The 15988-nt window shown below is 28.3% G+C and carries 1 protein-coding gene (cut by a window edge); it reads left to right on the top strand.

The features are described from left to right. On the top strand, nt 1-15988 hold the 3' portion of the coding sequence (locus ABNK64_RS06755) for a hypothetical protein (RefSeq protein ID WP_349763891.1). The gene continues 14156 nt to the left of window position 1, outside the view; the window shows 15988 of its 30144 coding nt (coding positions 14157-30144); the start codon falls outside the window, past its left edge; its stop codon occupies nt 15986-15988.

The following is a 15988-nucleotide window of genomic DNA, read 5'->3' as shown; positions in this document are numbered from 1 at the left end:
AGATCAAGTTACTAATCAAGCTCGTACAGTTCTTTATAATAACCTAATAAATACTTTAGAGATACTTCCATCACACAAAGGTTATATAAGTTTCTGGATAAATAAAAATGATAAAGAATGGGAAAAATCAATAGAGGATAGTAAAATAGTAGAGGTAATTTCTTCTGAATTAGAAGCTCCTGAAACTACAAAAGATATAAAAAGAAAAAATATTGTGTATTTATCAGAAGAAGATAAAAAACATGAAGTAAAAATAAGAATACCAAATCTTTCTCATGTTATAGAAAAAGATAATGAAGGTAATTTTAATAATAATGAGAAAAAATATTTTAGAGTAAGATATGCTTTAGACCAAGAGGATATAGAAGATACAGATATAACAGCAAGAAGTGGTGAAACTCAAGATTATCCAGTAGAATTAAGATTAGGATTAGAAGCAAGATTACATAAACTAGAAGATAAAGGTATAACTATAACAAATGAAGGAAAGAAATATCTTGTAGGATCAGATGATAAATCTTTAATTCCTAGTGAACCATTTGTAAGAAGTATTAAGATTAGAAACTTAACTTATACAGATCAACCTAAAATAGCGATAGAGTATGGAGCTAAAATTGGTGAAATAATAGTAAAAGAAAATATTTTAGGAAATCCTAGAATTTATATAGATGGTGATAAAACACAAGGTGAAACAGGAGAAGTAAAAGATAAATATAATAGACAAATAAAAATCACTAAAAATGAATTAGTAAAAGATGAAAATAGATATACTTTTACAATTACTGGTGATGATAAAAATCCTGCCATAAGAAAAGATGAAACTCTATATGTATATTTTGATGCTGAAGTAATAGGAGAAGATGAGGAAAAATGGGCATATGTTGATAGAGCATATGTAGATGGAATTATAACTCATGAATATTCTACTAAGATGAGAAGAGACTATGGAAGTGGATATATAGATGGTGATAGTAGTTTATCAGAAGAAGCAAGACACTATATAGTAAGACTTGACAATAAGCAAAATAATGCAGTTGGAGTTGGTCTTGGAAACTTTAAAGAGGAACAAGATTTAGCAAGTATAGTTGATGAAGATGATAGCATAAAAGATACAGAAGCAGTTGACAAAGGTTTAGTACTTCCAAGAGTAAATGGAAAACCAATTCTTTATAGTAATGTTAAGAATAGAATAAATGTTTCAGCAGCTTTCCCAGGTTATATAACGTTCTGGATAAATAACAGTACAGTATTTAATGATAAGAGTTCTTGGGGAGAAGGTCTAAAAGACTTGATAAAAGCTAGTGAACATGAAAAAGTAAGTGTTTATAACCTTTATAATAAAATAGAAGGAAAATATAATCTCCCAGAAAAAACAGGAGCTTTAGTAACAGAAAGTAACAGTTCTAAAGTACCAACTAGTCTATTTATAAAAGTTACAGAAGGAATTGGTAGAGATAGAATTATAAGAGCAAGATATTCAATAGCTCAAGAGGATTTACAAATAAAAGATGGTGATAAAACTGCTAAAGGTAAAGGAATAATGTATCCTAAAGGTACTGCCTATACTGGAGAAGTAGAAGACTATAACGTAAGACTTATTAGTGGAATTAATGTAAGATTGAAAGAGATTAAAGATATAGGAATAGACTCTGACAAATATGTAGATTCATTAGAGAATAAAACTAACTCTATTGCTAAAGATGAAACAGATGAGTCAGAACGTCAAAAAGAAAGAGTTGGAGTAAATGATAAAAATGTTTCTTTAGGTGAAATAGTTGAAAATGTTGTTGAAATAATTAATAAAACAGATGTAGAACAAAATGGATTTGTGGAAACAGATAAGAATCCGATTGTTTTAAAAATCAATAATGGTTGGTTAGAAACAACAAAAGATAATTCACAAGAGCCGTATATTTGGATAGAATCTACAATAAAAGGTAACACAGAAAAGAAAGCCTTTTTAAATAGAGTAAGCTCTTGGAGACCAAATCCTAATGATGAAAAAAATCCAGCTGGTCCGGTAGAAGAAAATCATAGAATAAGAGTAGTAGATTCAACTAATAAATTGATAGCAAGAGAGCCAGAGAAATATCCAAATGATGGTTCTAAATACTATGAAATTTTAGTTGATAAAATCTTAGGGAATGAAACTTTAACTATCTCTTTAAGACAACATATAACAGATGAATTTACTGGAGAACAAAACGGAACTTTTAATACTATAAGTCAAATTATATTTGATCAAAATAATAAAGTTGTAGGTGAAGATACTCCAGATAGAGAACCAAAATTGTTACCAATGTTAAGAGATTATGGTGTAAGTTTATCTGAAGAAAAAAATAAAGATGTTAAGGAAGCAGTAAGACATTACTATACTTCTGATATGTATCTTGGAACAGGAGTAATTGATAAAACTAATAATACTCCAAAAGATCATACAACAGTAACAACAGAGGAACAACCTAATAATGATAAGGTTGGAACAGGATTAAACTCTAATGAGGCTGATGATGGAGTTGAGTTTAATAAAATAGGAGCACCAAAAGAAATAGGAAATTATCAAGGTAAAAACCTTATTTATGATGATGCATGGAATAAAGTAACTCTTCATTTAAATCATAAGGGATATATAACAGTATGGTTATCAGATGATGATGATACTTGGCAAGCAACAGATAAGTTGGAAATGGCAATAACAAAAGATAATTTACAACCAAAAGAAAATACACCAATTTATGAAGAGCCAATGCCAGTAGAACCAAATGATAAAAACGAAGCAATAATATACTTTAAAACTCCAAAAGGATATCTAGGACAGGCAAAGAGATTTAGAATTAGATATGCTTTAAATAAAGAAGATGTTGCTACTATGGAAAGCGTGGCAAGATCTGGAGAAGTAGAAGATTATGAAGTAGTTGTTGTACCAACTGTTGAGCTTGAGTTAGATAAGTACACTGATCTAGGAATAGAAAATGTAAATGACTCTAATAAAAGAGTGGGAGTAAAAGATGGATATTTAGCACCAACAGAAGATGTTTTACATAATATTATTATAAAAAATAGAACTGATGTAGAGCAAAGAAATGTTGAGTTTACTTATACTACTGATATTGGAGAGGTTTATTTAGACTATTTTGAAATTTGGGATAAAGACGAAAAGAATATGATTTCTAAAAATGATAAATCTCAAGTTAGAAAAGTAACAATAGAAGCTTTAGGAGAAAAAGAAAATCTTGTAGATAAGAAAAAAGCTAAAGAGTATAAAGTTACTTTAGGGCAATTAATGGGAGATGAAACTTTAATTATTAAACTAAAACAAAAAGTTTTAGGAGAAGGAAAAGAAACTAATATTTCTCCAACTGATATGACAAGTGGATTCCCAATATTAATAGCTAAAAAAGATTGGCATTTATCTAATGAAGTTTACTATGGAATAAGAGCAAAAGATAAAGTTGGACAAGATAATGCTGAAAAATATAAAATCTATGCAACTTCTAATAAAGAGATGTTAAGAGATTATGGAAGTAGTATGTTAAGAAATTATAATAAAAATATTCATACAGAAGCTAGACATTATATTGTTTCAACAAATACAGATGATGTATTACTAGATCCATCTGTTTTAATAAAATTAGGAAAACTTCTTGATACAGAAGAACAAATAGAAAATGAAGTTACTGAAGATGATGGATTAACATTTGCAAAAGAAGAAATTACTAAGAAAAATGTTATTTATAATAATATGATTAATAGAATTCCTTTAGAAGTAACTCAAAAAGGATATATTTCAGTATGGCTATCTAATAATCCAACAACTAATGGTGCAAACGATTATGATACAGATTATAGTATTAAACTAATTGATAGATTAGTTTATGATCCTCATAATATAAATAATACTGAGGAAACAGATCAATCAGGTAAAAAACCAGTGGTTATAAAAGAAAATGGAAAAGCAGATTTATTACTACATATTCCAAATCTTGAAGGATACTTTGAAAAGCCTAGTGAAAATATTAATGACGGATTTAAATATTTAAGAATTAGATATGCTTTAAATCCAGAAGATGTTATAAAACCATATGGTCCAGCAAAATCTGGAGAGGTAGAAGAATATAAACTTAAGGTTGTAAGAGGATTTAATGTTCAGTTTGACAATGAAAATGAATCAACTTATAAACCAAAAGATTTAGGATTCTATGAAAAAAATTGGAAAACAGAAGATTGGACTTTAACAGGAACAGAGGTAAAATCTCAAGGTGGATTTAATGATGAATATATTGGATATGGGGAATATGTAAAACATAGAATAAAAATTCAAAACTATACAGATTATCCTCAAGAAAAGAAAACATTTATCTTTACTTCAAGTTTAGGAAAAATAGCTAAACTTACAGGAGAAGATGAAATAAATCCAACAAATTCAGATAATTCTATAATTAAAGTAGTATCTAAAAAATCAACAGGAGATAAAAAGATTTCTATTAATAAGGTAGCTTATGAAAATCTTCCAAGTGTTGAGTCTAATGAGTATAGAAATATGAATCAATATAAAATAACTATTGATAAGATAGAATCAAAAGAGGAAATTATAATTGAGTTTGTAGAAAAAATTACAAATGAAGATATAATTAAAACTAATGGTTCTTACTGGAAAACTATGAATAAGATATTTGTTGATTTTGAAGATCCAAGTAAGAGTGATTTAGGATCAAGTAGAATATTTGAAAAAGTAATGCAAAGAGATTATGGAAATAACAATGGAAATCCAAGTAATGCAACAGAATCTCCAAGACATTATTTAGCAAAAGTAGGGGAATTAAATGGTAATTTTGTACAACTAAGAAAAGAAAATATAGTTGAAAATGTAACAAAAGAAAATCAACCAAGTCAAGATATTGATGATGGTGTAGAAATACAAGCTAATGCAAATGGTGAAAAATCTCTATATAATAATTATAGAAATAAGATAACTGTTTACCCTACACATGATGGCTTTATAAGAATTCAGATGACTAATGAAGATGGAACAAATACAAATAAAAATTGGAGTTCTGCAATAGATGTTCTTAGAGAGAGTAGTGAACCGACAGCTAAAGAAATAAAAACAATAGGAGTAACAGGTGGACAACCTAATGAAATCTATATTCAAACACCTGATAAACCAAATACTAAACAATTATTAAGAGTAAGATATGCTCTTGATGAAGAAGATTTAAAAAATAGCAATATAGTTGGAAGAACTGGAGAAGTTGAAGAATATATTGTTAATCTTCAAACAGGAATAAATGTAAGATTTGTTGATTCTATAAATGGTGAACACTTTAAAGATATTGATGACAAGATAGAGGAAGCTATTTTAGAAAAATCAACAGAAGATAAATTTATTCAAGATTTAGGAATTGTAGTTGACAGAGGTGGAATTAATACTGATAACTTGAGTGATGGACATAGCAATTTTGGTAAAGGAAATAGAGCTGGATACCATGATGGACATTTAATTCCAGAAGAAGAATTTATAGAGTTAATTAGAATTTATAATATGACTGAAATTAACCAAGGGGCAGAGATGGTAATTGATGCTGAAATTACTAATGCTGAATGGGTAGAACAACATCAAGCACAGCTGTTTATAGAAGATAATTCTAAAAATCCTAAGGTTATAGAAAAGGCAGATTATAATACTTATATAAAGGAAATAAATAATATTAGTTCATCTGGAAATAATAATAAATATAAAATAACATTAAAATATATTCCAGCAAATACTTCACTTTATCTAAAAGTAAGAGCTAGAGTATTAAAAGAAGAAATAACTAAAGGAACTTCTCAAGTAACAGGACGATTAACTGTTAATAATAATGATGGTGGTGGACAAGAAAATGGTCAACAAAATAATGCCCATATTATTAAAAGAAAACTTGAGAAAGATTTTGGAAGTAATTATTTTAATGATGATGCTAGAAACTATGTTGCATCAATAATTGATACAGAAGTTAATAAATCAAATGTTCAAGTTGTTAATAAAAAATTAATGTTGGAAAAACTAAACCAAGATAACATGGTGGAACATTTAATAAAATTAGGAAAAACTGTATCAACAGAAAATAGTTCAAAAGAAGAGTTTTCAGTAGATAATGGATTACTTCTTCCAAAATACAGTGGTGTTACAATAGGTGGAGATAATGAATTTAAAGACAAAGAAATAGTACCTTTAACAAATACAGAAGGTACAATAGTTCTTTATAATAATTTCAAAAACCTAATTCCTGTTTTACCATCACAAGATGGATATGTAAGATTATGGTTATCAGATATTAATACAAAATCATGGAAAGAATTATCAAATGATTATGCAACATCTTTAGGAGAAAAATCTTTATTTGTAGTAAATAAAAAAGAAACTCCATTACAAGAAGAAAATCAATTATCAGTTTTAATTGATAATAAACTTGGAACAAATAATATTGGAAATAAAAATTACTCATATAGTCAAAATCCAACATTTATATTAAGAGCAAGATATTCATTATTACAAAGTGATAATGGAGCAGAGGGATATAATAAGATTGGAGAGGTTGAAGATTATAAGGTAAAATTAATTCCAGGATTTGAAGTTAATTTTGAAAAGACAATAGATTTAGGAGTTCCTGTTGATGAAAAATTACTTACAGAAGATATGAATGCAGATAGACTTGGTTTAACTGCAGATAAATATCAATCAATAAAAGAAAAAATGGTAGGAACTAACGATAAAAATATTGGACTTGGTGAATATGTGTTGCAAACAGTAACATTTACAAACCTATCTAAATTAACTCAAGAAAACCAAGAACTTAAATTAAGAATAAATAATGGAGTAATTACTGATGATAAAGTAAAACTTGTAAGTGTTACAAGAAACATTGATTTATCAGATAATGATAGTTCAAATGAATCTATAAAAGAAGAAAAAGATAAGACAAGTCAAATAGATCAAATAATTAAAGTAGATAATGGTATAATGCCACTTGCTAATTCTGATAATTATAGTGAATACACTATAAAAATTAAAGAAATTCAAGGAAGAGAAACTTTAAGATTAACTTATCTTGTAAAAATTACTTCTGAAAATATGACTGAGGTTACAGATGGAAATACAAAAGATAAAGCTTGGCATTTCATTCAAAAAGCTTATGATAAAGTAACAAATATTCAGTTAGCACAAAAAGATATTCCTATGTTAAGAGATTATGGAGAAAATTTTGTAGGTAATTATGATTCAACAAAGGATAAACATTATATTACTTCTGGAACTGTAAACCCAGCTTATTTAGGAAAAACAGTTACAAAAGAAAATGGACCACAACTATCAGATGATAATGATGGTGTTACTTTTGGTGAAGTTAAACCAGATGTAAAAAATCTAGCTGAAACAGGAAATATAATTTACTCTGATATGAGAAATAGTATTAAAGTAAAGGCAACTCACAATGGTTATATTGCATTATGGTTAAGTGATGGTTTAGGAGCAGATAAAAAATATAATATTTCACTTAATAAACCAAAAGATGAAAATTCTCAAACTGAAACAGTGGAAACTAATATTTATGAAGTAAAAGTAAATAAAGACAATCATATTAGCTTTATAGTGCCAAAATTATCAGCTACAAATGGCGAAGAAAGAGTACTAAGAGTAAAATATGCAGTTCATAAAAAAGATTTAGAAAAACCAGAGCAAACAGCTTTAACTGGTGAGGTAGAAGATTACAAAGTTATAATTCAAACTGGAATGGACGTTATGTTTGGTGATGGAAAGGTTGAAAATGCTAAATATATACCTTTAGATTTAGGAGTACCTTGTGAAGAACATGGTGATAAATCTTTAGGAGATAGAGATGGATACTTTGCACCAAATGAGATAATAGAACATACAATAACAGTTAAAAACTTTGTAAATGAGGTTCAAAAGAATAAAGAGATTATTTTCAAGAGTAATCTAAATACATTAGTTAAAGGTGGATATAATGGTAAGGACTTTGAGATTATTACTACTGGCACTGGAGAAATTGAATCAATAACTCCTATAATGGATAGTAAAATTATTGAAGCAAATCAGTATTTAATAAAATTAAAAACTGTAAACCCTAAATCAGACTTTACATTTAAGGTTAAATTTAGAGTAACTGGAGAAGATTTCAAAGATGGTAAATCATATATTCAAGATAAATTGGTATATGATGGAGTAGAACCAAATATTGAACTTCCAAAAGAAACTGCTAAAGAAGAAAACTTAAATCATAGAGTAAGTATTGAACTAATGAAACAAGATTATGGAGATAATTTTGTAGGAAGTTATGATGCAACAACAGATGCAAGACACTATATTACATCAGGAATAACAAGAGCAACTTGGACACACCCAGCAATACTAGGAAGTGTAATAACATCAGAAGATGGACCAGTTAATTCAGATGATAATGATGGAGTTATTTTTGAAAAGAAAGAAATAAATGGACAAACAGAAAATGTAGTTTATAATAACTCTATTAATAAAATTAAAGTAAAAGCAACTCATAAAGGATATATCAATGCTTGGTTAGTTGATGAAAATAATACTTCTAAATGGGATAATGCTATACCATTACAATTACGTACAAATATAGATATTGTTATGCCATTAGAAACTAATAAAATAAACACACCAGTAGAGATAGAAAGTGGTGAGGTAGATGTATACTTTAATTTAGATGATCTATTAAAAGATCCAACAATTTCAGAAAATAAAGTAATAAGAGTAAGATATGCTATGGATAGGTTAGATATTGAAGAACCTACTGGAATGGCAAAAACAGGAGAAGTAGAAGATTATAAAGTAAAACTTGTTTCAGGTTTAGATGTTAAGTTTGGAACTTTTGAAACTGAAAAATATAATTTGATTGATTTAGGAATTCCATGTGAAGAACATAAAGATAATAAACTTTCTTTAGGAGATAGAGATGGATATTTTGCACCAAATGAAGTTGTAGAGCATACAATTAGTATAAAAAATCTTTCTAAAGTAAAACAATATAATAGAGAATTCTATTTAAGTAGTAATTTACTAGAGTTAGTTTTCAATGAAAAAGGAAAAGCAGATTATACACATATAACTCCAGAAGAAAATGGAACTGTTGTAAATATAGAAGATAATAATAGTACGATGACTTTAAGCATGATAAATAAAAAATTATTCCTATATAAGATAACAGTTGGAGAGATAGAAGCTGAAAAAGATATAACTATTACAGTAAGATTTAAAGTAAGTGGAGAATCTTTTGAAAAAATAAATGGAATAGAAAAATCAATAATAAAAGATATTTTAGTTTTAGATAAGATAAATCCAATAGAAAAGAAAATAGAAAACAGAATTAACAACCAAGTAATGGAACAAGATTATGGAAATAATTTTGTAGGAAGTTATGATGCAACAACAGATGCAAGACACTATATTACAACAAAAGGAAAAGAACAAAGTAGTTCTCATCCAGCAATACTAGGAAGTGTAATAACAGAAGAAAATGGACCAGTTAATTCAGATGATAATGATGGTGTAGAGTTCAGTACTAATGTTGATGAACAAGGAAATAAAACAAATATCCTTTATAATAACTTAACAAATGAGATAGTAGTAAAACCTACACACTCTGGATATATTTCTGTTTGGTTAAGTGATAAAGATGCAAAAGATTGGAAAAATTCTAAAAAATTAAATATTAGATTAACTCCAAAAGAAGATATAAATAATTTTGCTGAAAAAGGAAACACTTTAAAAATAGAAAGTGATGTTATAAAAAATTATCCAAATGGTGTACATATTTCATTTGACTTAGGAGAGGAATTAGAGGATAAAGCTATACCAGAAGATAGAATTATAAGAGTAAGATACAGCCCTATTAGTGAAAAAGAGGTAGAAAATCCTACTGGAATGGCAACTGCTGGGGAAGTGGAAGACTACAAAGTAAAAATTATTTCTGGTGTAACAGTAAAATTTGGTAATGAAAATGAAACTGAAAAAGATTATAAGCCAGAAGATTTAGGAATAATTTATAACTATAATTCTGAAGAAAATGGAATGCCTAATATAGCAGTTTATGGAGATAAAGATGGAAACATCTCTCCAAAAGAGATAATAGAGCATAAGATTACTATTTTAAATAAAACAAATAGTGTTCAGAAAGATTTATGGTTAGTCTACAATAGTAACATAGCTGGAGAATTTGTAGAGTTAGTAGAGGAGAAAGTAGGAAAAAGAGAGGTTCAAGGTAAGTCAGAAGTATATGGACATCACAGTGAAAGAATAATTTTACCTGTTGATGGATATAAATATACAATTCTTGTTCCACACATTCCAAGTTCTTCATATAGAACATTAACTTTAAGATTCAAGGTTACAGAGGAGAATTTAAAAGAAGGAGTGAAAAAAGGAAACGAAACTTCTGATTATAAATTCCATTTAAAAGATAGATTAATTTATGATAATCATATTCCTGAATTTAAACCTTATCATGAGGACAACAGAGTAAGCTTAACTTTAATGAATAGAGATTATGCTGGAAATCTTGTTGAAGTTGGTAAAGATGATAAATCTACAAGACATTACCTAACAACAGGTGATAATGGATTATTCTTAGGAAAAGAAGTTAATGAGGAAAATAAACCACAAATATCAGATGATAATGATGGTGTAGAATTTGCTAAGGATAATTTAGGAAATAATATCCTATATGATGGCTTAAATAATAAAATAAAAATTAAAGCTAAAGGAAATGGATTTATTTCAGCTTGGGTTACAGAAATAAAAGATACTTCAATAGATAACAGTGATAGACTAGAATTTAGAGATAAGGATACTCAAATAACAACACCAACTAAATTAGTTTTAAATGGTGATAGTGATGTAGAGTTTATTCTTCCAGAATATTTAGTGGAAGCAAATAAGAATGAACTTGAAAAAGCATTTATTATTAGAATTTCTGCTGATAAAAATGAGCTTGAGGAAAAAATGGCTGTAACAGGAGAGATTGAAGAGCATAAAGTTGTAATAAGACAGGGACTAGATGCTGTGTTTGGAATGGAAAAAGATGAAGATTACTATCCAGTTGATTTAGGATTTATGACATCTGAAAATAAATTGGTTGGAGAACATGATAGAAATATTGTTCCGGGAGAAACAGTAGAGCATACAGTAACTATTATTAATAAAACAAATGCTGTTCAAAGTAAATACATCTATTTTGAAACAAAATTAGGAGAAGTTTTATTTGATAAAATTGAAGAGTATGGAAATAATTACTTTGAAATGTTAACAAAAGATACTGGAAATATTAGTAGTATTGAAATGGAAAGAAGATATGGAGATATTACAAGATACAAAGTATACTTTGAAAACTTAAAAGAAAATAGAGCTATGAGCTTTAAATTTAGAATGAAAATTACTGAAAGTAGTAATAGAGAAAATAAAGTTAATAGAAATGACTATAAACTTTATAAAAAAGAGGAATTTAAAGTAAAAGATAGATTAATAGCAGGACAATATATTCCAGACTTTGATGATGAAAATCAAGTAAAAGGAAGAAGGGTATCATATGGATTAATGGAAAGAGATTACTCTAACAAAGATTCAGAAGATACAGTAATTCATTTTAGAGCAGGAATAATAGATCCAAAAACTAAGATAGTTTCAAAACTTTATAAACTTGGTGATAAGATCTCTATTGAAAATGAGATAAAACCTGATGATGACACTGATGGAATTATGCTTGTAAATGGAGAAGAACCAAAAGTTGATGAAGACAATGCAAAAGAAAAAATTGTCCAAATAACAAGAGGGCAAGAAAACAAAATAAAAGTTAAAACTTCTCAAGAAGGATATATTAGTTTCTGGTTAACAGGAAATAATAGAGGAAAAGATAACTTTGATTGGGTAAGAATAGGTGATGTACATAAGGTTACACAACAAGAACAAGAGTTAACTATCGATCCTAATGATTTAGAAAAAGCTCTATCAGGTATTATCTTGTTAAGAAAAGATGAACCACTAGACTTTAGATATTTAAGAGTTAGATATTCAGCTGATAAAGATGAGATTATGAATGCCACTGGTTATGCAAGAAGTGGAGAAGTTGAAGAATACAAGGTTCATATGAAAAATGTAACTGGAATAAAAGTATCTAAAGAGCAAGGTGGAGATAGAGAGGTTATTGCTGGTGAAAGAGTAACATACACACTTAAATTTACAAATGCAACACAAGGTATAATAAGTGATGTTGTAGTTGAAGATGATTTAACTAATACACTTTCTCCAAATGGAAAAAATGTAGCTAAACTTGATAAGGGAAGTATAAGAGTTGTAGAAGGATTAGAAAATGTAAGTGGAAAAGATGACAATGTCAAATTTACAGTTACAGATACAAATATCAAAGCAGAGGTAGCTAAATTTGATAAAAAATATTTAGAGATTGAATTTGATATTGTAATAAATAATCCTGTAAAAGTAGAACAAAATACAGAACTTCCAAATAGTGTAACTATAACAGAAAGTGGTGTAAGTCAAGAGATACATGACCCAGAACCACCAATTTTAGTTCAAAGTGAGGTAAAAATAGCAGCAAGTAAGGACTATGAAGCATATAGACCAGATGAAAATGGAAATATAGATTACTCTAAACCACTAGAAGATTACTTTGCTTTTGATGATCATAATGAGGTAGATTCAAATGGTGAAAATAGAAGTGTAGTAGTTTTACCAGGAGATAGAGTGAGATACTTTATTAGAATTTACAATAGTGGAGATAGTGTTGCATGGAGTCCATTGTTTGTAGAAGATACAGAGAGATGGAAAGAAGTTTATAAGGTAGCTGATTTTATAGAGGGAAGTTTCAAGGTAGTTAATAGTAAAGGAAAAGATGTTACTATTTACAAACCATTAAATGAAATTTCAAGAGAAGAAATTAAACCAGAAGATGTAAAACCAGATACTAAGAATAGAATCTATGCAATTATTGAGAGAATAGAGCCTAAAGAGTATGTAACAGTTACTTTTGATGTAAAAGTTAAAAATGAATCTGAGATTAAGGGTATAGAATATCCTCATTATTTAGAAAATACAGCATTAATAAAACCTAATTCAGATAAAAAATATGATGAAGGAGCATACACTCAAGGACCACATCTTGAATCACTATTAAAATCTAAAAAGACATCTTTAGATGAAAGTGGAGATAGATTCATATATCCTACAGAAAAATTCTGGTATGATATAGAGATTGAAAACTATTCAGCTCAGAATGTAAGTGATATTAAAATAGAAGATGATCTAAGTTATATGTTAAAATTTGCAAAAGTTGAAAGTATGACTTTAAAAATCTTTAAAGAAAAATCAGAAACTTCATATAAAGAGATAGGAATTATACCTGAATCAGTAATTAATAGTAATGGAGAATTAAAATATTCATTACCAACTGCATTGGAAGGAAAAGAAAGAGCTGTATTAAATATAACTTTCAAAGCTAATAGTACATTTGAAAATACAGGAATAAATGAAGATAAGAAATTCTATAACACTGCATTTATTAAAAATGGATTATTCGTTCCAGAAGAAATTATTGATGAAGGACTTGGATTTGATGTAACAATTAGAGTTGAAAAAGAAGCTCTAGATGTAAGACCAAAAGAAGAAGATGAAAATTCTAAGTGGACAAATCCAGAAAATCATGTGCTACAACCTTATGAAGAATTAGAATATACAATTAAGTTATTCAACCCATCTACTAAAGAGAAAATAGTAAACTTTAAAGATTATCTAACTGAAAAAGTTAAAGATAAGGACAAAAAAGAAAAGAACATAGAACTATTTGATACTGTTGATTTTATTGATAAATCAATAGAGGTTAGTGGAGCAATTTCAAATACTTTAAAATATAACAAAGATCGTAAAGATATTTCTGGAGATATAAAAATAAAAGCAAACGGAAATGTAGAAGTTAAATTTAGAGTAAAATTAAAAGTTCCATTAACAAATGGATTGGAAGCTAGAGATTATCTAGTAAATAAAGTAGAAGCGAAAGATACTAAAACAGATAAAACTAATAGTGCTTTTGCAGAAATTCCAATTGATTATAGAATTCAAATAGAGCTATCCTCAAGAGTTCTAGAAACTATGTCAGGAAAAGAAGTTGAAAATAATCCTAAGAAAATTGTAGAAACAGGACAAACTATTGAGTATAAATTTACTTTTGTAAATCCATTTAATAAAGAAGTGGAAATTCAAGGACTGAATCATTTGGCTAAACAGAAGAATGAAGTTGTTGAAATTTTAGGAAATATTCCTCATTACACTGATATGAACTTACAAGAGAATGAAAAACCTAGAATTATATACCACGAAGAACAGAAAGTGGAAGATAGTAAAAATACTATAAGTGCTTTTGTGGAAACTCAAAAGTTATTTAAAAATAGTGATGTTGATACAAAATCAGTGGGAATTAAAGGTAAACTTATTCTTCCACCTATGTTAAAAGATAAAAAAGGAACTGGAGTAACAGAGGCTATATTTAGAGTAAAAGTCTATGATGAATTACCTCAAGATGTAGAAGATGCAATAGAAAAGGCAATTGAAAATAAAGTTCCTGGTGTAGATATAGAGGAAGATGCAGTGCCAGTACACAATGCAGGACAATTCATAGAATCAAGACATATTTCAGGATCAGAAACTAAAGCATTGAGAGTTCTTCAAAGTAAGAAATATAATTATGATGAGAACAATATAATAAATGCTAAAGATCCAGAACCACCACATTTAGTCGCAATTGAAAAAGATGAAGTAATCAAAATTTCAAAACAAGCTAATAAAGAGCAAGTTAGTGTTGGAGATCTAGTAGCTTATGAACTAGATATTACAAATACTAAAGACTCTGGTGGAGGATTGACAGAGATCCATGTATGGGATAAGTTGCCACCTGGATTTAGATATGTAAAAGGAACAGCAAGAATCTACAGAAAAAATGAAGCAGGAAAATATGTAAAACAGAAAGTTGAACCAGAATTTTCTGGAAAACACATGGAGTTTATTATTCCTAAATTAAAAGGTAAAGAGAATTTGAAAATCACATATATATTAAGAGTTGGAACAGGAGTTACACCAAATGTATATGAAAATATTGCTCATGTAGCAAATAAGAAAGATAAGAGAATTTCAAATATAGCTAGAGCCTTTGTAGATGTTGTTTTAGATAGATTGTTTGATATGTCTACTGTGATTGGTAAGGTATTCCATGACAGAGATGGAGATGGTTGGCAAGATGATGCTAATGCTTATGATGTAAGAATCGAGACAAAATCTCATAGAGATAATTATGAAAATATTGATGGTTGGTATGTAAATACTAATAAGTATTATTGGTACTATACTAGAATAAAAAATGGAGAGTTAGGAGATATTTTAGGTAGAGAGTTGGAAACAGAAGAGATACCAAAAATGATCCTAAGAAGAAGAATAAAATCTCCAGATAAGATCTCAATATTGGAAATAACTACTGATAGTGGACTTCACTTAACAATGCTCCCTAATGGAAAAGTGATCAAAATAGAAAAAGGAGAGTTGAGAAGAGGAGAAGTAGGAGAAAAATTAAAAGTAAATAGAAAGATTATAAAGGTATCAGGATTCTATTATGAACAGATAGAGCTATATAATCTAGGAGTACATGAAGAAGGAATAGCAGGAGCTAAACTTTCAACTATAGATGGATTAGTGGTAACAACTGATAAGTTTGGAAGATATCATATAGAGGATATCCCAATAGAAAGTGTAAGAGGAAATAATTTTATAATAAAAGTAGATCCAGTAACACTACCAGTTGGAAGTAAATTTACAACACCAAATCCATTAGTAAAAAGAATAGGACATGTAGTAGAGAAGTATAACTTTGGAGTACAGTATCCTACAGATGAACCAAGATCAGCAGAATAG

The organism is Fusobacterium sp. SYSU M8D902 (assembly GCF_040199715.1).
Lineage (GTDB): Bacteria > Fusobacteriota > Fusobacteriia > Fusobacteriales > Fusobacteriaceae > Fusobacterium_A.
This window is presented reverse-complemented; position numbering and strand designations above follow the sequence as displayed.